Annotated in this window: 19 protein-coding genes; 8 read left to right on the forward strand and 11 right to left on the reverse strand. The window is 35.1% G+C overall.

From position 1 onward, the window contains the following. Positions 1-645: 645 nt before the first annotated feature. The 8 genes from C8D70_RS07590 to C8D70_RS07625 all read left to right on the forward strand — a co-directional run bounded on the left by C8D70_RS07590 (position 646) and on the right by C8D70_RS07625 (position 7,037). Positions 646-1,209 (forward strand): TetR/AcrR family transcriptional regulator, encoded by a 564-nt coding sequence (locus C8D70_RS07590; RefSeq protein WP_110366912.1) that lies wholly within the window; start codon positions 646-648, stop codon positions 1,207-1,209. Between the two features lie 77 nt (positions 1,210-1,286). Further along, positions 1,287-2,057: an SDR family oxidoreductase gene (locus C8D70_RS07595; RefSeq protein ID WP_110366913.1), complete on the forward strand. Its 771-nt coding sequence runs from the start codon at positions 1,287-1,289 to the stop codon at positions 2,055-2,057. A gap of 75 nt (positions 2,058-2,132) precedes the next feature. Continuing rightward, positions 2,133-3,506, forward strand: a complete 1,374-nt coding sequence (locus tag C8D70_RS07600; protein ID WP_110366914.1) for an aldehyde dehydrogenase family protein — start codon at positions 2,133-2,135, stop codon at positions 3,504-3,506. A gap of 280 nt (positions 3,507-3,786) precedes the next feature. After that, positions 3,787-4,140, forward strand: coding sequence for a DoxX family protein (locus C8D70_RS07605; RefSeq protein WP_110366915.1), 354 nt, complete (start codon positions 3,787-3,789; stop codon positions 4,138-4,140). 111 nt (positions 4,141-4,251) lie between these two features. Further along, the gene (locus C8D70_RS07610; RefSeq protein WP_136523145.1) at positions 4,252-4,572 is read left to right on the forward strand and encodes a hypothetical protein; all 321 of its coding nucleotides are present in this window, start codon (positions 4,252-4,254) and stop codon (positions 4,570-4,572) included. A gap of 2 nt (positions 4,573-4,574) precedes the next feature. Next, entirely contained in the window at positions 4,575-5,246 is a 672-nt protein-coding gene (locus tag C8D70_RS07615; protein ID WP_110366916.1) for a potassium channel family protein, read from the forward strand. Further along, positions 5,247-6,263: a bestrophin family protein gene (locus tag C8D70_RS07620; protein ID WP_110366917.1), complete on the forward strand. Its 1,017-nt coding sequence runs from the start codon at positions 5,247-5,249 to the stop codon at positions 6,261-6,263. Between the two features lie 36 nt (positions 6,264-6,299). Next, entirely contained in the window at positions 6,300-7,037 is a 738-nt protein-coding gene (locus C8D70_RS07625; protein ID WP_110366918.1) for a hypothetical protein, read from the forward strand. A 468-nt stretch (positions 7,038-7,505) separates the two neighbouring features. Here the strand turns inward: C8D70_RS07625 and C8D70_RS07630 are convergent, their stop codons facing one another. From C8D70_RS07630 to C8D70_RS07680, 11 genes are all read right to left on the reverse strand, one after another. After that, the gene (locus C8D70_RS07630) at positions 7,506-8,153 is read right to left on the reverse strand and encodes a response regulator transcription factor (protein ID WP_228402655.1); all 648 of its coding nucleotides are present in this window, start codon (positions 8,151-8,153) and stop codon (positions 7,506-7,508) included. After that, on the reverse strand, positions 8,150-8,884 hold the full coding sequence (locus C8D70_RS07635) for a sensor histidine kinase (RefSeq protein ID WP_110366919.1): 735 nt from the start codon (positions 8,882-8,884) through the stop codon (positions 8,150-8,152). The genes C8D70_RS07630 and C8D70_RS07635 overlap by 4 nt, the downstream gene beginning before the upstream one ends. Before the next feature lie 633 nt (positions 8,885-9,517). Further along, on the reverse strand, positions 9,518-10,951 hold the full coding sequence (locus C8D70_RS07640; protein ID WP_110366920.1) for a hypothetical protein: 1,434 nt from the start codon (positions 10,949-10,951) through the stop codon (positions 9,518-9,520). Between the two features lie 10 nt (positions 10,952-10,961). Then, complete coding sequence (locus C8D70_RS07645) at positions 10,962-13,766, reverse strand: hypothetical protein (RefSeq protein ID WP_228408003.1); 2,805 nt, start codon at positions 13,764-13,766, stop codon at positions 10,962-10,964. Positions 13,767-13,775: 9 nt separating this feature from the next. Then, positions 13,776-14,576 (reverse strand): Fn3-like domain-containing protein, encoded by an 801-nt coding sequence (locus tag C8D70_RS07650; RefSeq protein WP_228402659.1) that lies wholly within the window; start codon positions 14,574-14,576, stop codon positions 13,776-13,778. A gap of 80 nt (positions 14,577-14,656) precedes the next feature. Beyond that, positions 14,657-15,202, reverse strand: a complete 546-nt coding sequence (locus C8D70_RS07655) for a peptidoglycan-binding protein LysM (protein WP_110366922.1) — start codon at positions 15,200-15,202, stop codon at positions 14,657-14,659. A gap of 201 nt (positions 15,203-15,403) precedes the next feature. Next, the gene (locus tag C8D70_RS07660) at positions 15,404-15,949 is read right to left on the reverse strand and encodes a peptidoglycan-binding protein LysM (protein ID WP_076597813.1); all 546 of its coding nucleotides are present in this window, start codon (positions 15,947-15,949) and stop codon (positions 15,404-15,406) included. Positions 15,950-16,151: 202 nt separating this feature from the next. After that, a complete protein-coding gene (locus C8D70_RS07665) occupies positions 16,152-16,694 on the reverse strand; it encodes a peptidoglycan-binding protein LysM (protein WP_110366923.1) in 543 nt (180 codons plus the stop codon). Between the two features lie 297 nt (positions 16,695-16,991). After that, positions 16,992-17,318 (reverse strand): hypothetical protein, encoded by a 327-nt coding sequence (locus C8D70_RS07670; protein WP_076597815.1) that lies wholly within the window; start codon positions 17,316-17,318, stop codon positions 16,992-16,994. 27 nt (positions 17,319-17,345) lie between these two features. Further along, positions 17,346-17,786, reverse strand: coding sequence for a transposase (locus C8D70_RS07675; protein WP_110366924.1), 441 nt, complete (start codon positions 17,784-17,786; stop codon positions 17,346-17,348). A 160-nt stretch (positions 17,787-17,946) separates the two neighbouring features. Continuing rightward, positions 17,947-19,452, reverse strand: a complete 1,506-nt coding sequence (locus C8D70_RS07680) for a hypothetical protein (RefSeq protein ID WP_110366925.1) — start codon at positions 19,450-19,452, stop codon at positions 17,947-17,949. Positions 19,453-19,827 lie beyond the last annotated feature (375 nt).

A 19,827-nucleotide genomic window follows, 5' to 3' on the forward strand; every position in this document is an offset into this window, starting at 1 on the left:
GAATCGGTAAAGATGATATTTGTCTTTGTTATGGCCTAATATCATCTATTTTTGAAACTCGCTGATTGAGTTGAAGATTCAAACCATTTGCTAAATAATTAGAATACTATCATCTTCTCTTTGATAAGAAGTGGCCAAAATTGATGGTATTAATAATAAAAGTGATGATCCTGTTAAGGTGGTCTTTAATAAATTTTCTTCTTTGCATTTTTAAGTCTGTTTTTTAATAATGTGTCTATTTTTTGCAAAATGACATACTACGGTTTTTGTTTTCCCGATTATTGAAGATGTAGAAGTCTTTGATTCCAATGAAGAATATCAGGCGCATATCAATAATGCAAAAAATATACTGTGCGGTCAGAAATTGAGAAGAATGAGTGAGGATATGGAATTGCCTTTTCGTTATCGTTCCATTTAAGCCGTCATACATTCGCTATAAATGATTTAAATAACGGAATGCGTATCGAATATTAGGCCATTCAGAAATTGGTATTAGGCAGATTTATGCTAAAGTAATTAGTGAAGAATTAGATAATGCTGTAGATAAATACATCAACTCATATAAAAACGTATTAAAAAGGCGTCCAAAGTTCACTACGAAATAAACAATCACTATCTTTGAAAGCATATTTTACAATCCCTGTGATGAATGACAAAAAAGAAAAAATTCTAACCGCTTCCATTGAACTTTTAGTTTCAAAAGGTTTGCACGCAATTACTGTTGCAGAGATTACTGCTAAAGCCAAAGTAGGTATTGGTACTTTTTATAAACATTTCAAAGACAAAGAAGACCTAGTTCAACAAATTTGGATTTGGCAAAAAAAAGGCGAAGCCGATTATATTTTCAAAAATTATTCAGCAGTTAATTTGTCTGTTCGCGAACAGTTTTATTATCTCTGGGATAAAGTTGCACGCTATTTTATTGAAAACCCCACTGAGTTTTATTTCTCCTATCAATTCGCCTCTTCTAATATTTTAACTGATGACATTAACGACATTGCAATGAAGCCCTTTTTGGTTTTTGATATACTATATGAAGAAGGTTTAAAACAAAATTTATTTAAACCCTTAAAAGCACATCATCTTAGACTATTTACTTTCAGTACAATTAACGGATGGATACTTTGGGCTAAAGATGAAAAAATCCCTTTCACAGACGATACAATCCAACTTTTTTTGGATATGTCTTGGGACGCAATTAAAATTTAACTTTTTTTAACAATTTTACTGAATGAATATTCAGTCATTTTAATATATTTACAAAATATTTTAAAAATATAACACAAATGTTGAGAAAAGATTTAAACGGAAAAGTAGCCATAGTAGGTGGCGGTGCAAAAAATCTTGGGAGATTAATTTCTTTAGATTTTGCAACTAAAGGCGCTAAAGTAGTAATTCATTACAACAGCGATAGTACTAAAGCAGATGCCGATAAGACAGTAGCAGACATTATTTCTGCAGGTGGAGATGCTTTTGCCATACAAGGTGATTTAACAGTTGTGGAAAACAATACAAAATTGTTTGATGCTGCAATTGAAAAATATGGGAAAGTAGACATTGCAGTAAATACTACCGGAATGGTTATTAAAAAACCAATAGTTAATGTAACTGAAGAAGATTACGACAAAATTTTTGCAGTAAATTCAAAAGCGGCTTTCTTCTTTTTACAAGAAGCTGGAAAAAAATTAGCTGACAATGGTAAAATCTGTACAATTGTCAGCTCATTACTAGCAGCTTACACATCCGACTACGCAATTTATCCAGGTAGTAAAGCACCAATAGAGCATTACACTCGTGCTGCCTCTAAAGAATTTGGTTCAAGAGGGATTTCAGTTACAGCGGTAGGCCCTGGTCCAATGGAAACACCTTTCTTTTATGGTCAAGAAACTGATGGTTCTGCAGCTTACAACAAGTCTGCGGCTGCATTGAGCGGGTTTAGCAAAACAGGTTTAACAGACCCCGAAGATATTGTTCCATTAATCACATTCTTAGTTACTGAAGGATGGTGGATTACCGGTCAAACCATCTTCTCAAATGGTGGATATACAACAAGATAATTATAGCCCAAAAAAAGAAGCCAGCAGTCCGAAACTGCTGGTTCTTTGCTTTAAGATTAATATAAATGCACAATTATGAATAACTACCAATCATTATTCGATACACAAAAAGAATTTTTTTATACCAATACCTCTAAAACCTACGAATGGAGAATAGAGCAATTGACCCGTTTAGAGAAATTCTTAACCGACAATCAGAAAGTTTTTTGCGAAGCTTTGAAAACCGATTTCAATAAACCGCCTTTTGAACAATTATTTGAAATCACAGTTCCACTGGGCGCAATAAAATATTATAAAGAAAATCTTCAGAAACTAATGACTCCTGAGCAGGTAGAAATTCCAAAAGGTTTGGAAGAAACAGGCAATAAAGGAATGATTTATAAAGAACCTTATGGGGTTACTTTAGTAATCGGGCCTTTTAATGCTCCGGTTTTATTGTTGTTAGAACCTGCTATCGCTGCTCTTTCTGCAGGTAATCCTGTAGTATTAAAACCTGCCAATACCACACCGACTGTTGCTAGATTATTTGCTGAACTAATTCCAAAATATTTTGAACCAGAAGCCGTAACCATAGTAACAGGTGGCAGAGAGGAAATCACAGAATTACTAAAACTGCCTTTCGATTTTATATTCTTCACAGGAAGTTCTGCTGTTGGAAAAGTGGTAATGCGTGCCGCTGCAGAAAATCTTACACCGATAGTGCTGGAATTGGGCGGACAAAATCCAACGATTGTAGATGAAACTGCAAATCTTGATATTGCTGTTGACCGTATTCTTTGGGGACATATGGCGATATCTGGTCAATGGTGTATTGCGCCAGGTTATGTATATGTTCACGAGAGTATTGCTGAGGAATTTATCGATAAACTTAAAAAGTCAACAATCAAAATGTATGGCGAAGACCCAAGTCAAAGTCCAGATTTTGCAAGAATGATAAGCGAGAGTGATACACAAAGGGTTGCATCATACATCATTCCGGAAAAAGTAGTTTTGGGTGGTAGATTTAATGTTAAAGACAGATACGTAGAGCCTACTATTCTATATCCTAGTACGTGGGAAGACCCCGCAATGCAACAAGAAATTTTCGGTCCTGTATTTCCTATTTTGGTGTACAATGATTTGAAAGAAATTATAGAAATCATCAAACGGAAGCCTAAGTCTTTATCTGCTTATTTTTTCAGTAAAAACCAAGATAACATTGATTATTTCCTAAATGCCGTTTCGTTTGGTGGTGGCTGTATCAACCAAACCAATCTGCATTGTTGGATAGAAAGTTTACCTTTCGGTGGCGTTGGTAATGCAGGCATCGGTAAGTATTATGGCAAAGCTGGATTTGACGCGTTGAGCAATTCAAAATCAATGCTCATTGGTAATCCTGATTTGGAATTAGACGTTTTCCCTCCGTATGCAGGTAAAGATATTGCGAAAAATCTAAGTGTTTTCGGATAAGAAAATAACACAGCAAGAAGCCTCAATTTGATAAATAAAGCTATCCTACAATATAATAAACCTCAAATTTGGATTGTGGTGATGGTACTTGATTAGAATACGATACTTCAATTGCCAATCAATGGGTTTCTTACCCTATTATTTTTTTTTAACTTAAAAAAATATTTATGCAATTTGAAAATTATAAAATCTATAAAATTGCTGAGCGGCAATCCATATACGGTCAGGGTAATTTATATAGCGCATTAATCAGTTATGACAAGCCAATAAAATAAAAATTATGATATTAAAAATTATCAACTCAGCATTAATACTCGTGGCAGTATTTATGGGTTTCAAGCAAGGTTGGGCAATGTTTTCTGGTAAACCCGAAATGCTCGAAATGTTTAGCAAATGGAATTTCTCTAAAACGACAGTAATGGTAAATGGTGCAGTAACGATTATTGCAGCTTTACTCATTCTATTTCCAAAAACCTTTGTATGGGGAAATTTCATTATGGCAGCAGGCATTTTAATGATTATCTGCCTTCATTTGTCAGATAAAGATTTAAAAGGTGTGGCAATAGAAATTCCTTTTTTATTGCTTAATCTGATTATTATCTATTTGCAACATCCATTTACAAAAACTATTTAGGATGAAAATAAGCAACCTATTCATTATCACCTTCACCATAATTAGTCTTTCGGCTTGCGGGCAAACAACACCAAAAAAACAGAAACGAAAACAATTCACAAAAACAACAAAATGGATACAAGTAAATTAATAAATGAAACCGTAAAAAAAGCTTTTGATGCTTGGCAAAGTGGCGATAGCAAAACATTTTTATCATTTTTTACTGCCGATGCAAAATTATATGATGATGGTAATCTCCGAAACTTTCAAAGTTTTGTAAAAGAAGCTTGTGGACACGAGAAATTTACGACCATAGAAAAAGTAAGTAACAATGGCAAAGACATCATTGGAAATTTTCATACCGAAAGTTGGGGCGATTTTAAAACCTATTTCAATTTCACCATCAACGATGAAGGAAAATTTAATCGATTAGACATTGGACAAGCGAAATAGCTATGAATAAAACAATTGGCACATTGCAAAACTATAAATATGAGTTTCTGTTATTTGCGTTAGTCCAGCATTTATTTATAGGCGTATTCATTACCGATTTAAATTTTTACACCACCGTAATTTGGCCAATAAATATGCTGGTATTGGGTTTGGGTAGTATTTTTATGTATACTGGTAAACACAGTTGGCGGCATTGGTCTCGTAACCTTCATTTTATAATAGTGCTTTTGTTGCCAATTTGTATTCCATTTTTTAAAGATGTGTCCTGGTATTTTTCCTTTCTCAACATCAACTATGTGGTGTTTTTTGCATTTCTGTTTTTAGAATTGCTTAGGTTTTTAATTAAGCCAAGTTACATCAATGCAGACATTATCACTGCTTCGGCTTGCGGTTATTTGTTATTGATAGAGATTTCGGTATTTCTACTTCAATATTTTATGTACCAAAATCCGCAATCTTTCAAGGGAATTGATACTTCTTCTCCCGCGTCAATCTATACAGACTTGGTCTACTTTTGTTCCATAACCTTTACCAGTATTGGTTTTGGAGATATTACACCCAATCATCACATTACAAAGCTCATTACTTCCTTCGTAGGTATTGCAGGGCAGTTTTACACTGTAGTTTTAGTAGGAATTTTACTCAGTAAGTTTTCATCTAATACAAAATCATAAATGAACATATCAAGCCATTATAAACTTACCCATTTCATTCCGTGGACAAGGGTAAAGATTTACAGAATGCTTTTATTGAGCATTGTTCCAACCGTATTATTCTATTTTTTTGGATTAAATTGGGTGGCAATTCCTTGGGTTCCAGTTGCATTATTAGGTACTGCAACAGCCTTCATTTCAGGGTTTAAAAATACCCAAACTTACAACAGAATGTGGGAGGCTCGCCAAATTTATGGAGCGATTATCAACAGCAGTAGAGCTTTCGGCATTATGGTAAAAGATTTTGTAAGAACAACCAGTACTGAAGAAGATAAGGCTTTGCATAAAGAGATTATTTATCGTCATTTTGCTTGGCTCACAGCATTGCGTTTCCAATTGCGTGAAACAAAAAGCTGGGAAAATGTCAAAACAAAAAGCTACAACAAAGAATATTTGAAATATTACAAAGTTCCGGAATGGGAAAGTAATTTAGAAGATGAACTTAAACCATTTTTAAAAGAGAATGAGCTACAATATATTTTATCAACCAAAAACAGGGCAACCCAAATTATTTCAGACCAATCATCAGTTTTAAGAAATCTGAATGAAAGCGGTAAAATTTCGGATTTTTATTATGCCAATTTGGTCATTCAACTAAAAGATTTATACGACCAACAAGGCAAGTGCGAAAGAATTAAGAACTTTCCTTATCCACGTCAGTTTTCGAGCATCAACATTTATTTTACCAACTTATTTTGTATTCTTTTACCATTGGGGTTCATTGGCGAATTTTCAAAATTGATTGAGAAATTTGGGGAAAATATTGTATGGCTTACCATTCCTTTCAGTATTATATTGGGATGGGTATTTTTGGTTTTGGAACAAATTGGGGAAAGTACCGAAAATCCATTTGAAGGAAATGCCAATGACATTCCTATAACACAAATCTCCAGAAACATAGAAATCGACTTAAGAGAAATGCTTGGAGAAAAAGATTTACCATCCGCAATTCAGCCTCAAAATAATCTAGTGCTTTAAAATAAATTATACGTTAATCAAACAAAAAAATATACAATGAACAATTTAGAAACGGTAAAAAAATGGTACCCAAATGCAAAAACAACAGAAGATACCATCAATAAGTTATTAGATGTTATTGAAAGCGAATTGGGCTTAAAACCTAAACAGCTAATGCACGCAGACAGTATGTGCTGTGACGATGTAAACGCCATACAATACCCGCCACGAGCATACGAAATGCTTGGTCCTTTTCATATGGGTGGTTTAAATGGATATCCGTTTGCAGGTGTAACAGGTATGAACGCTTTTGCACATCACGTTCCCGAAGATGGTGCAGTTGTAGTATTTTACGCACCTCATATTGGTATCACAAAAGATGGCACCATTGGCGAGATACATAGAATTGGACAAAGCGCAAATTCGGCGTGTTGTGGTGCCGCAAAAGGCGCATTGGGCAAACTATTGAACAATCAAATTGAAGAAGGAAATGTTACCGATTTGGATTATCAAATGAATACCCTTGAACAAATATTTTTGAAACAAGCTAACAGAATTAAAAATGCCGACAGCCAAATATTTGAAGCGACTGAAGTAATGTACGAAGCCATTGACGAACGTATAGAAACCTTGGTAAGCAAAACAAATTATCCCTGCAAATATGTAGTGTTAATTGGTGCAATTTTTATTAATGGTGATAAAGATATGGGGTCATTCTGTTCTTACAAACGTTTTGACTATATCAACCTTGAAACAAACGAAAGAAAAAGCTTATTGGAGGGATTTTATAGATAGATTTATGAAACCCACCGAGATTTTCCAACATCAATTCTAAAGAGAAATCAAATGTCAACTCTAGAAATTTCTGAAATTTTTTCTTAATCTTTAACTAAATATTTGATGTCTCTTCATTTACAGGTACAAGACAACAATAGCAAAATAAAGACTTTCTATTTCAATGCTGATTTTTATTAGTTTTTAGATTATATTGCATTAGGCAAAAACTAAACAAAATTATCTGATAAAAATAAGTTTTGGAATTCTTGTTTAATTTGGCTCCATCGAACCAAATCATCTACAAAAGTGTTTGAAGATAATCCCGTCTTGCTGAGAAAAAACCAAATGGCATCAACTAAAGACATTTGGCGCCATTTATTTTATTCTTGATTCCAAAATAATCCAGATGTTTTGAGATCAAGAATAAAATCAGGGGAAACTAAATTGACTTATTTTTAAATCACAATCATTTTTTTGATAGAATATTTACTGATTATACAACCTGAGAATCTCCACCAGTTCAGGTATAGATCGTATCTTCAGCTTCTCAAACAACCTGTTTTTGTAAGTACTGATCGTGGATGAATGAAGATTCAGCTGATTAGAAATTTCTTTGAGGGGAAGACCTTCTGCAAGTTTATTGGCAATTTGCAATTCGCGGTCTGATAACGCTTCAAAGGGAGATTTTTTTGCCGCGCCATTTAATGATTCTAAAAAAATAGCTTCTTTTATATTGTCACTTACATATCGGCCCTTACTGAGCATCGCCGTTAAGGCAGTCTCAATAACTTCAGTGGAGCTTAGCTTGCTGAGATAGCCACCAGCACCCATTTTCAGATAACGCATCCCATACAACTCTTCATCCTGCGAAGAAAATATTAAAATTTTTAATTCAGGCTGGTGAATTTTTATGTAATCTATTGCTTCCTGAACAGTACCATTAGGCATATTAACGTCCATAATGGCCAGATCAAATTCTTCTTTCAGAATTAATTTATACAGCGATTTATAATCCTCTACTTCTGAAATGATGGCATCGGGTCTGAATCGTTTGATTGTTTGTATCAAACCCATTCGGACAATACCATGATCATCTGCCACAACAATGCGAATGTTTACTTTTAAACCCATCATTCTATAAATTTACGTAAAAAAAGGGAAACCGTAGTGCCTTTATTTTCAGCGGAAATGATTTGGATGTTTCCATTAAGCAAGGATATAAAATTTTTTACAATTTTCAAACTTAATCCAACTCCTTTCTCGCCCGCAGTTCCCAGGAATATGGGATTATCATAAGTGTAGATCGCAGATAAATACTTTTCATTCATTCCTGTCCCGAAATCAATTATGGAAATCACAATCTGATCACTTTCCGTAATTACCTGTAAATAAATATCTTGATCCGGAAAGGAGTATTTTAGCGCATTGTTAAAAATTTTGTCTAAAACATATTCGAGCAACAGGCGATCGCTTGCAAACCATACATTCTGATCACCTTTAAAATAAAATTTAATGTTTTTTTCTTTTAATTTTGCAGCGTATTTTTCTTCTAAATAGTGAAAAAGATCCATCACCATCATTTTAACGGGTTTAATCTTAAATTCACCGTATTGTGTTTTTAGCCAGGCAATGCTGTCCTGGGTAGTTTGCAGATTCTTCCGGGCATCGCGTTTTATCTGCGGCAACAACTTAAAAAAATCTTCCTCACTTAAAGTTTTTTGCTCCAGCTCTTCTATAAGCCACAGAAAAGTTCCAAACAGTTCTTTTGAGTCATGAGACAATATCGAGATCAGTCCGTTCTTGAAATTGATTTCGTTTTCCAGTCTTTCGATTTTTAATTGGAGTTCGTTGATAAAATCATTCATAAATTAAGTATCACGGTTTTAGAAGCTGTTTGAATTATTTTTTTGAAAGAAGGCAGAAAGGGTTATATTGCTTCAATGCAACTAAAAACATATAGTTCAGACCTTTCTTCCAGAAGGCAGCAAGTTAAAAAAAATATCATATTAGTTTTAAAAAAATCAAATGGGATTTACCTGAAATAATACATGTCCTTTTTTATCTCACAAAAATGACTGTGTCAGATTCCATGAGAATTTTGACTCTGGCAGACTGTTGACCGGTATTATCGAAAATAGAGAAAAGGTGAAATATAGAACAGCATCAACAGATTACTGATCACAAACAGCTGAATGATGCAAGATAAAAAATGGCAGCCTGAAGTAACAATCATTGATAGCCAGACTACCAAAATACATCTACAGATATTGAAAATATAGGGGTTTGATGAAGGAAAAATCATCAAAGTAAGACAACGTATTTATGGCGATACTTCAGGAAATCTTTTGGCCAGTTTTGTATTTTCCGACAATTACATGATGAAACCACAGCCATAAAATGCTGTCAGAAAACGAATTATTGGAAGGCATTCACCTTATTTATACTGATGAAGGAATTTTTCATCAGCCAATAAGAGGATTCATTTTCAAAAAGTATTGTTAGATTGCCGTAAAGCTGTAATAAACATTGATAGAGTAAGTGGTATTTTCCTTACCAACCAAACTTTGTGCACCCGCAGGTGATATGGTGTATCTTACGTTCAGTCTGCGGTCCAAAACCGGTGTTCCGTTAAAGAGGAGTTTTTGAGGCGTTTTGGATAAGGGAACATTTACAGAACTTCCATCCACGCCAATTTGTAAAATATTTGAATTAATGCTGGTCTGCAGACCGCCTTTCTTGAAATAATTTTCGTCCGATTTTACATACAGCTCAAAATTTTCATTATTAGACAACATAATTTGGTTGGGAATCATTTGTGACTGACCGTCAGTGTAATGGGCTGCAGTATTAAAATTGAAGTTTACATTGCGTCCTGAACCGGGGATGGTGATCTCCGACAGAGGAAGCACCTTTAGCTGAACAGCTGTATTTTGCAAACTGTTAATTGAGTTATCTGTACTTCTGGCATTGAAGTTCAATTCAAACGTGTAAGTTCCGGCTTCAAAAAAAAAGTTTTTAAAATCATCCGCAGATACATAAAGCTCCGGAATGAAGTTGCTTCTGTTTCCCGCTACAACACTGAAATTAGCAGCGGAAAAATTTTGAAAATCGGCAGACAAGGCTTTGGTTGTGAGTCCGGATCCGTTACTACCCAATTTAATGCTTGCTATATTTCTGGTTCCTGGAACACCTTTAGAAGAAGTAAACTGAATGTTTGTGGAAGCAGCTTTCGCCCAAAAATTAAAATCGACCGTATGCGCGATTTCCGTATTTCCCAAATCCCATACCCGAGTGCTGGTATTGCGGTAGTCATTCAAAGAAGATATTTCTATGTATTTTGTTAACGAGTTTGTGATCCATCGCATAGATGAAGGAATGACTAAAACTGTTTTAAAATTACGTGGTGTGAAATCATTATAATTCTGAGTGATATCCATGGAGTAATTCCCGGCCCGAAAGGCATTGGCAGTAAATTGTGAGGCAGGAATTTTAAATGTAAAATTGATATTTCCCCGGTTGAATCCTCCCGCCAGACTGATCGATGGTGGTTCAAACCATTTTATAGCACTTGTACTGAATGACTGAAAACCTGGCAAATAACCTGAAAATCCAGTAGATGGCAGCTGTCCGCCCATACTTTCTAATTGCCACAGAAGAGTGGAACTGGGTAAAGTAAGTGAGGAAGAAGAGTGAGTAAAATTTGGCCCGGAAACAGAGGTAAATGTAGGAGCTATGGGAAATAATCCCAAAAAGGCATAATCCCAGTTTGTTCTGTTGGCGTTCGTCATTACCCTTATAGGTACTGAGGTAAATTCGTTCCTGTTAAAAATAGTATTGTCAGGAACCGACAGGTACACATCCTGAGCTTTCATGACTGTAGCCCCACAGAACACGGTAAAAATTCCTATTAGAAAAGTCTTCATCTTTTTCATACTTTTAAATTTAAAACTTTTTCACCTTAATGTTGGTGTCTTTCTTCTTATATTCAAAAACCACGGTTTTTGAATACCCTTCTTTTGTCACCTGAATAGTTTGGGTAGGTTGTGTATAACTGTATTTGTCATTTTCAATATAAAGGCTGTATTTTCCATCTTTCAGGAAAAACTCAAACTCATTTTTTTGGTTAACCACGGCAGTATAAATCACTCCATCTTCACTTTTTGCATACACCACTATTCCGGTTACATCCGTTTCCAAAACATCATAGGCTTGTTTAATCTCTGTTAATTTCCCACTTACCCTGATGTTTTTCACCAAGCCCACTTTGCGGTTAATATTACTATGTACCATAATAGCAGGATCCATCATCAGTCGGGCACCTGCACTTTCGTTTACCTTCAGTGTGTAAGTACCTTCGGGTACATTCTGAAAAACTACTTTTCCGTTCTTATCCGTCATCGCTACATAATTCTCCAGTTTTACAATTTCATTAACAAGTACCGATTCGCCGGATTCCAGAAGTCCATTGAAATTTTTATCTTCAAAGAACTGAAACACCACTTTATGATTTCCGAGAGCCGTAGCTGTGGTAAAATATTTTTTAATCCCCACTCTGAACTGGTAATAGCTGCCACTGCTTGCATATTCAGCCGTAGATTTATAACCTGAAAGATTAAAATAACCTGTGGTGGACCAGGAAGGCGAAATCTTATATTCCAGATTACCGGTGATATTGCTGTTTAGATTTTTATAAAGTTCCGAATAGAAAGTCCCGGCTGAAAAAGATCCGGTGAGATTATGATTAAACATCTGGAAATTATATGAGGCATAAACATTATAGTTGGCGAAATTACGGGTTACATCATAATAAGAATTTAAATCAAAGACACTGGTTGCGTTCCATTGAGCTGTTCCGTTGAGGGAGAATGATTTATATCTGTAAGATAAAGTTGTTTTCAAACTGTTAAACCAATCCGGTTTATTATTCTCTTTTGAATAAGAATATTCCGCCGTCAGGTTCAATCCGTGAGCACCTAATGTAGTACTGATATTGGCTTCCAACCGGTAAGAAAAAAGCTCCTGCGATGTGTAAAAATTAGCTGTTTTTTGCTTTTCAACCTTTGGAGACAGTAGAAAATTCCACTTTCTTAAAGAAAACTGATACCCTAACCCCAAAGCTTCTGTACTGTTGAAATAATAACGCAAATTAACAGTATTGCCAGGCTGAACTGGCTCATTCTGGAAACTCAGGAACTCAGGTTCTATCTGCGAATTCTGATATTGTATGAAAGCGCGCTGAGAAGCAGAAAATTGGCGGCCGATCCGCTGATTTGAAAAAAAGGATCCCCGTTTAATCCCTGCATAACTTTTAGTAGCAAAGGAATTAAAAGATTGTATATCCCATTTCCCTATTTTCCCTTCGTAATTGGCTCCCATTGAAGCTCCTGCGTTTTCATCTTTGTTCAAAAGACCTTTTTCATGGCTCACACCCACTTCCGTACGGATTGAATGTTTATCGTTAATAAAAAATGATGTTAGTGCGTTCGCTACCTGAGTATCTACGTTAAGACGCGGATCATGGTCGAAAATATAGGACACTTTCCCATTGAAAGATTTAGCATTCCCAAAAGCATATTTTGCCCCCACCATGGTAGATCCTTCTGTTTGTTGGAAATAAGTACCATACAGATTATAATTATTTTCCAGCGCGAGAATTTCAATCTGATTATTTTTACCAAATTTGGTAGAAACCTTCCCTCCTCTTCCGAAAACCGGGTAATCGTAATCGCTGCTATTAACATTTCCCACCCGTAATACCGTATTTTTTCTCTCCAGTTCCAGCCAGGTATCATACAGGTTGTAACGGCCGTCTTCAAGATAGTAATCTGCGCCAATATTGAAGTGTGATTTCAAATTCTCAGTCACCCGAAATGCTGTGTTTCCCCTCAATTGAAGAAAATTAAGACGTGAACTGTTTTCATTATAGCTCATTTCTGCAAAATTGTTTCCGCTCACCGCTTCGTTTCCCCGGGCAATTTGTCTGTTATGCGATAAAACAACTAAGTAAAGTGTGTTGCTTCCCACAATTTTATTGTCAAGCAGGTCTGTAACTATTGCATTAATATTAAATTCAGGATAAAGTGTATTCTGTTTTCTTACCGCAATTTTGATCTCAACCGTTTGTTTTTCTAAACCTTCCAGCGATACCGTTTGTTGTTTTGGTAAAATTTCCAAACCATCAGGAATAGATTGTAAATCAATCTTAACGGTTCGTTTACTATAACTTTGGTTTTCTACAGTCAGCAGAATTGTGGACTGCGGTAAAGCAGGATTAATGAAATTTTCGTATGTGGCGGTATAAACTGCGATGTTTTTGTTCTCGCCTTTAGCAACGAAGAACGAGGCATTTTCAGTTCTGGTGACCGTTGGTTTGGTGTAAGAAATCTGGAATTGAATCTCATTGGATTTCAGCTTCATAAAATCCACATTGGCGATCAGTTTCACAGGAAGATTTCTAGACTGTCCCGCACCTAAGGTAAAGTCATTTTTGGGATAGAAAAGCAATCCCGGATAGTTTTCCTGAGGTATGATATTCTGAATAATAATCTCTTCAGAACTTTTATTCTCAATGACCAGGAAATTAGTAAAAGTAGAACCCTTCTCAACCGCTACACTGTCATTTTCAAAATGGATTTGAATATCTTTCTTTTCCTGCGCAAAGGCCAACGAAAAGTTCAGAAGAACAACTGCAAAAAATAAGATTGTTCTTCTTAAGATTGATAACGATATTCCATTCTGTGGTTTCAAAACGTAATTTTAAAATTTAAAGTTTTTTTCGCCTACGCGTAAGTCATTGGATTCTGCCATTTTGATAATAACCACGCCAAGGAAGTTCCCTGAAATGTTCTCTGGTAAAGAAAACTGAACAACCTGATTGGTATCCGGAAGCATGGAGATAGCAATTGAAGGCAATTTTATTTCCTTACCACTGTCTGTGTCTGTGAGTTCAAACTCAACGGTGGCATCATTGATGGTGTTTCCATCATTATGGATGCTTACTGCAACTTTTCTGTTCCCTGTACTCTCATTATCTGCCTCTGAAATATTGGTAATATCCAAACTTTTTACATGGTTTCCCGGTGGAGTATAAAAAATGTGAAGTCCCACTTCAAATAAGGTGATAATACCAATACCATTCTGAACACGTGCTTTATCTGCCTGCTGAGGAAGTTGGGTGAAAAACAACATGCTGTTTGTGACGGCAGACTGTGATGCGTTTGCAGGAATCTGCATGGTTACTACAATCTCCTTTGTACTTTTCGCAGGAACTGTTACAGCGTTTTCTAAGGTGGATACCCAGGAAGCATTCGAAGTTTTTGAACTGCCTGCTTCAAGATAAACCTTATTACCGTCTTCTTCTCTAACCCAATCTTTATAGTTCAGGTTAAAAACATAATCCTTATCCGAACTGTTTTGAAGCGTGACTGTCTTTGTTACTTTTTGTCCCGGATTACCTGTGAAAAACAAGCGTGTAGGCGACATAGAGATACTTTGTGCCAGAAGTGAAGAAAAGCCTGTGAGGATACAGAAAATGAAAAGGTGAATAAGCTTGTACATGGTGTAAATAGTTTAATACAAAAGATTTCCAAAACTACTGAAAACATAGCAAAAGGAACCTTTACCAACTAGAAATTTTATTATAAAGCAGTCGCGGTATAGATTACTGTTTGCGTATAAGTTCCGGCTGGTTTTCCTAAAATATCAGACGATGAGGATTTTGCCGCTGGAATGGTGTAGTCCAGATTCAATGTTAAGGCACTTCCAAGAGGAGCATTGGCTACCAAGGTTCTTTCTCCTGGAGATAAAACCACATCGTTTTTTGTTCCGCCCATTGTTCCAGGAGCTGCTGCAGCTTTGATTGTCAAAACATCTACAGGGATTGATTTTAAACCATTAACGAAATTCGGACCACCTGCTTTTACCTTTACATTAAAGACTTTTGTTGAAGTGATTTTCAAAGCGGAGGCCTGGGCAACTGTTTTGTCCGAATTATAATCCGCTGCAGTAAAATAGTTAAAGGCAACTGCACCACCAATTGCTGTACTTCCTGCATCGATAGAGATTACATCGTTCAGGGTAATGTTTACAGTTGTGACTGCGGTTGTATTCTGAGCTTGAACATTCTTGGTTCCTAATATCATTACTCCAATAGTGAAGGCTGTGATTACAATTTGCTTTGTCATGGTAGTATTATTTAATTGTTATTCTTATTTAATTGTTCTCTTTTGAACATTACAAATCTACAGCGGTGATAAAAGTTTCTTTGTAGTGGAAAAAGGAAGTTAACGTAGTAAAATAACTACAGGATTATTCATTGGGTTTAAAAAGAAAAACCCTCAATACTTAGAAAATACTGAGGGCATATATATTGATGTGTTTTTTTATTATAAAGCAGTCGCGGTATAAGTTACTGTTTGTGTATAAGTTCCGGCTGGCTTACCTAAAATATCAGAAGATGAGGATTTTGCCGCTGGAATAGTGTAGTCCAGATTCAATGTTAAGGCACTTCCAAGAGGAGCATTGGATACTAAGGTTTGATCCGTTGCAGATAAAACTACAGCACTTTTTGTTCCGCCCATTGTTCCGGCAGCTGTAGCTGCTTTGATAGTTAAAACATTGACAGGGATTAAGTTGGTTCCATTCATAAAATTAGCACCTCCTGCTTTTACTTTAACATTAAAGTTCTTCGTGGAAGTAACTTTTAAAGAGTTGGCTTTAGTAATTGTCTGATCAGAGTTATAGTCTGCTGCAGTAACATAGTTAAAATCAACCGTATTACCAATTGCTGTACTTCCTGCATCGATAGAGATTACATCATTCAGGGTAATGTTTACAGTTGTGGTTGCGGTTGTATTCTGAGCTTGAACATGGTTAGTTCCTAATATCATTGCTCCAATAGTGAAGGCAGTGATTACGATTTGTTTTGTCATGGTAATACTATTTAATTGTTATTCTTATTTAATTGTTCTCTTTTGAACATTACAAATCTACAGCGGTGATAAAAGTTTCTTTGTAGTGGAAAAAGGAAGTTCATGTAGTAAAATAACTACACAGTTTATTCATATGATAAATATGAAAGGCCTCAATACTTTTGTAGTATTGAGGCCTTTTTATTTAAAAATTGGTATTTGCTTACAATGCAGTGGCAGTATAAGTTATTTTTTGTGTGTAAGTTCCCTGTGGTTTTCCGAGAAGTACCCTGGATGCATTTTCCGCCGAAATGGAGTAGGCAATATTTAAAGACTGTTTGGTGCCTAAACTTGCATTACTCACCAGCACCTGATCATGTGCAGATAAAGTAACCTCATTCAGAGTTCCCACCAAACTTCCGCCCGGTATTGCTTTTACCTGTATTATATCTACAGGAATTACGTTTGCACCACTTACAAAGTGTGTACCCTCAGATTTTACTTTTACATCAAAATTTTTGGAGGAAATAATGACTAAACTATTGGGAACGGTCACATTTTTTGCTGAATTATAGTCATTTGTATTCCCATAATTAAAATCTACAGCGCCTTCTGAAGCAACAGAACCAATGTCCACTGCAATAACGTCCGATAAAATAATATTTACTGATGTACTTACCTGCTCTGAATTTTGTGCCATAGCCTGTTGATTTCCTAAGGCTATTGCTACCAGAGACAGTGCAATGATAAAGATTTGTTTTTTCATGATTAATAAATTTAGAGAGGTGTATAAAATATTGTCATTCAGAACTAATTATAAATCTAATAACATTATCTAACATTACCAAAGCCTTTTTCATCATTGACTACATATTGTCATTATAAAGTATAAGGATATTTTGATCTGGGGTTAACTCTTATTACGATCTTTTACCGTTATCAGTACCATAGGTCCGAAAACTGATGTCATTATTCATGGATAAAAATTTTAAACTTTACATCATACATTCAAGTCATTTTTGTAGCTGGATCTATTGATATTTTACATGGTAATCATAAAATATTATTTTCGGAACAATCTTTTCCATTTCGTTATACTATTCCTACTTATATTAAAATGTTGTGCAGTCTGAGTGTTATTCAAACCATATACTTTCTGATAATTTAAAATTCTAAGGATAGCTTCCTTATTATATGACCGGTATTTTTGACTGGTCTGCTTACCGGATCTGTCTTCTTCACCAAATAACATTTTATTAACCTTTATTACACTGAGAATATCCAGGTTATTTTTTAATAAAGGCTTAAATTCTTCACTTCTTTGCGGAAACTTTTTTTTAATAAGATCCATGTAGATATAATTATAATTGGGGTAGTTGATCTTTTCCATTATAAAATTGATTTTCTTTGACCTAGACTATGGCCTGGCTTGTTTATTACTATACTTATATAACCATCTGTGCAGCGTTGTTTTAGGAATTTTATATTCATTAATCACATCACTCATACTCTTTTCACCCGTTTCGATGATTTCCAAAATAAAATCAATCAACTCTTTGGTATAGATACTTTTCCGGAACTCCGGCATTTTAGAATGGTCCGTATTCAGATGTAAAATATGATTTACATTTTGAGGAGCAAACAAAATAAGGTGTTGAGTGTAGATCCTGAAGAAATCATATTGTAATAATTTACTCCATTTAAGCAAAATATCCGTATTCATATTTTCCGACTGGTACATTTCTTCAATTTTTTCTTCATTACATTTAAAGAATTTACCTATGCGCTCCGGTTCTATACCGCATTCTTCCACTCTTTGCCGGATCAAAGATCCTATATTTATAGTTTTAAATTTCATGAATAAGATTGGTATTATAACTTCAATAATAATTTTTGAGAGCAATTCTGATCTACAAATTATATGAACAATCGAAATTAATGATTGTTCATATAATGCAGTATTTAGATATTGTGTTTTATAAATAAAGAACTAAAGGTAAAGGCTCTGATAATGGCAATTAATATCTGCCATAAGTCGGAGTTAAAATATTGTCATTGTTTGTTGTTCCCAATTGACGATAGGCATTATAGCCGCAGACTATTATTCTGTTGGAGTTTTCCAGGTCTGTTCCTATAAGCAAACCTGAATAATCTAAATCAAGAGAAGTAAGTATAATGTCACCGTCATATATCTCACTGTTTAACTTAGCCCAGGTCATAATTTGTCCACCGGCATTTGAAAATCTGTAAGATGTATCCATTCCGAACCTCCACACATAATGATTGGTTATAATTGCCCCGCCATTATCACTAAAGTCAAAATCAACAATTTTTTCACCTGCAGCCATTGTAATATAACTTGTGATATCCTGTAAGTCTGAAGAAGTTGAAGTTGTGTTTCCCAGCCCGATATAAGATTTTGAAATTCCAACTGCTTGCGCAGCCCATATGGTACCATTACTTAGCAACGCAAAACTTCCATTATTACCAATCATTACTTTTTTTACAACACCACCAGATGCAGTAGCTGCAGCAAAAGAAGATGTAATTTCTATAGGAGTTGATTTAACGCCATTAGTACCAAGACTTGAGCTTAATCCTGCATTACTGTAATTTCCCCAGGCATATATTTTATTATCATTTGTAATTGCAGTAAACATATCATTGGCATCAACATCATCCCCGCCCCAGATGGATTTTACATTACTTAAAGAGGGTATTTTTGTAAAACTTGTTGTATTTCCATTTACAGTTCCCAGACCTGTCTGCCCAAAAACATTACCTCCTGCAGAGTATACATATCCTTTGTTGGTAAGAATAATGGACGCATAAGGTGACATTTGTACCTGTATTGCTTTCTCATCTGCGGTGGCGCCCGTTAATGTAACCTCTTGCCATGTATCAAGATTTGAAAGATTTCCCGTTCCCAATTTTCCATTACTGTTAACTCCCGTAACAAAAATCTTTCCATCCGTATTGATCATAATGCTGGATTGATAACTACCGCTTACTGTCAATATATTACTTTTATAGACTCTTTTAGCAGGAGATACAGCTACCGCGGGTCCGGGTACTCCCAAACCATATGCCGGATATCCTGCCCCTGTAGAGTAATCTTTATCCGCCGCATTACTGAATACCGTAGCATACTGAGTTCCGCTAAACTTTTTCTGCATTAGCGGCTCCGTTAATGTGGAAAAAGAACTTGCAACCCAAAAGGTACTTCCTAAAGCCGTAATACTCACATTAGACTGATCAATTAAACAGTTGGACCACCCGGTACCTGTCTTTACACGGATACACTGACCCGTCTGGTCGTATACCAAAGTACTTTCTGCAGCAGCGCTTCCTGATGGTGTAACGGTGTTATTAGCGTCATCAACGACTGGAAGAACCAATCCGCTTTTGCTACCGGCCTTGTTCTTTATGTCTAACACTCCCTGAGGATCTTGTGTATTTATACCTACCTGTGCAGTATAAAAACTCGAAATAGAAATTAGAACTAGTAATGCATTTTTCTTCATTTTGTTGAATATTTTAAGGGTTAAATCTTGTTACTTTTCAGACAATACTTTTTAGAATTATTTCTTAAAAAGCTCTTACAGCAATGTAAAAAACAGATGTATAAGATTGTATTTGGCAAATCTATAGGATACCAAAAATCTTAATAACAAAACATTAAATCAAAGATTAAAAAAAACTAAAAAAAACAGTAAACAACTAAAAAACAATAATTAACAATTAAATACATATAAAAACAAAAACTATTTTTGTATTATTGATTCAAACAAAAAAACAATAATTTATTAATTGATTGCTTTTATTTGTACCATTGTTTCTACTCATTGTCTTTTTAAAAAAATTAGTAATAATTTTAGAAATGCAAACAAATAATCTTT

Source organism: Chryseobacterium sp. CBTAP 102, from assembly GCF_003201365.1.
GTDB classification, from domain to species: Bacteria; Bacteroidota; Bacteroidia; order Flavobacteriales; family Weeksellaceae; genus Chryseobacterium; species Chryseobacterium candidae.

What these genes read in the sequence shown, in the direction of transcription:
- C8D70_RS07590 (WP_110366912.1), top strand. Translation starts at nt 646, where the DNA reads ATGAATGACAAAAAAGAAAAAATTCTAACCGCTTCCATTGAACTTTTA.
- C8D70_RS07595 (WP_110366913.1), top strand. Translation starts at nt 1,287, where the DNA reads ATGTTGAGAAAAGATTTAAACGGAAAAGTAGCCATAGTAGGTGGCGGT.
- C8D70_RS07600 (WP_110366914.1), top strand. Translation starts at nt 2,133, where the DNA reads ATGAATAACTACCAATCATTATTCGATACACAAAAAGAATTTTTTTAT.
- C8D70_RS07605 (WP_110366915.1), top strand. Translation starts at nt 3,787, where the DNA reads ATGATATTAAAAATTATCAACTCAGCATTAATACTCGTGGCAGTATTT.
- C8D70_RS07610 (WP_136523145.1), top strand. Translation starts at nt 4,252, where the DNA reads ATGGATACAAGTAAATTAATAAATGAAACCGTAAAAAAAGCTTTTGAT.
- C8D70_RS07615 (WP_110366916.1), top strand. Translation starts at nt 4,575, where the DNA reads ATGAATAAAACAATTGGCACATTGCAAAACTATAAATATGAGTTTCTG.
- C8D70_RS07620 (WP_110366917.1), top strand. Translation starts at nt 5,247, where the DNA reads ATGAACATATCAAGCCATTATAAACTTACCCATTTCATTCCGTGGACA.
- C8D70_RS07625 (WP_110366918.1), top strand. Translation starts at nt 6,300, where the DNA reads ATGAACAATTTAGAAACGGTAAAAAAATGGTACCCAAATGCAAAAACA.
- C8D70_RS07630 (WP_228402655.1), bottom strand. Translation starts at nt 8,153, where the DNA reads ATGATGGGTTTAAAAGTAAACATTCGCATTGTTGTGGCAGATGATCAT.
- C8D70_RS07635 (WP_110366919.1), bottom strand. Translation starts at nt 8,884, where the DNA reads ATGAATGATTTTATCAACGAACTCCAATTAAAAATCGAAAGACTGGAA.
- C8D70_RS07640 (WP_110366920.1), bottom strand. Translation starts at nt 10,951, where the DNA reads ATGAAAAAGATGAAGACTTTTCTAATAGGAATTTTTACCGTGTTCTGT.
- C8D70_RS07650 (WP_228402659.1), bottom strand. Translation starts at nt 14,576, where the DNA reads ATGTACAAGCTTATTCACCTTTTCATTTTCTGTATCCTCACAGGCTTT.
- C8D70_RS07655 (WP_110366922.1), bottom strand. Translation starts at nt 15,202, where the DNA reads ATGACAAAGCAAATTGTAATCACAGCCTTCACTATTGGAGTAATGATA.
- C8D70_RS07660 (WP_076597813.1), bottom strand. Translation starts at nt 15,949, where the DNA reads ATGACAAAACAAATCGTAATCACTGCCTTCACTATTGGAGCAATGATA.
- C8D70_RS07665 (WP_110366923.1), bottom strand. Translation starts at nt 16,694, where the DNA reads ATGAAAAAACAAATCTTTATCATTGCACTGTCTCTGGTAGCAATAGCC.
- C8D70_RS07670 (WP_076597815.1), bottom strand. Translation starts at nt 17,318, where the DNA reads ATGGAAAAGATCAACTACCCCAATTATAATTATATCTACATGGATCTT.
- C8D70_RS07675 (WP_110366924.1), bottom strand. Translation starts at nt 17,786, where the DNA reads ATGAAATTTAAAACTATAAATATAGGATCTTTGATCCGGCAAAGAGTG.
- C8D70_RS07680 (WP_110366925.1), bottom strand. Translation starts at nt 19,452, where the DNA reads ATGAAGAAAAATGCATTACTAGTTCTAATTTCTATTTCGAGTTTTTAT.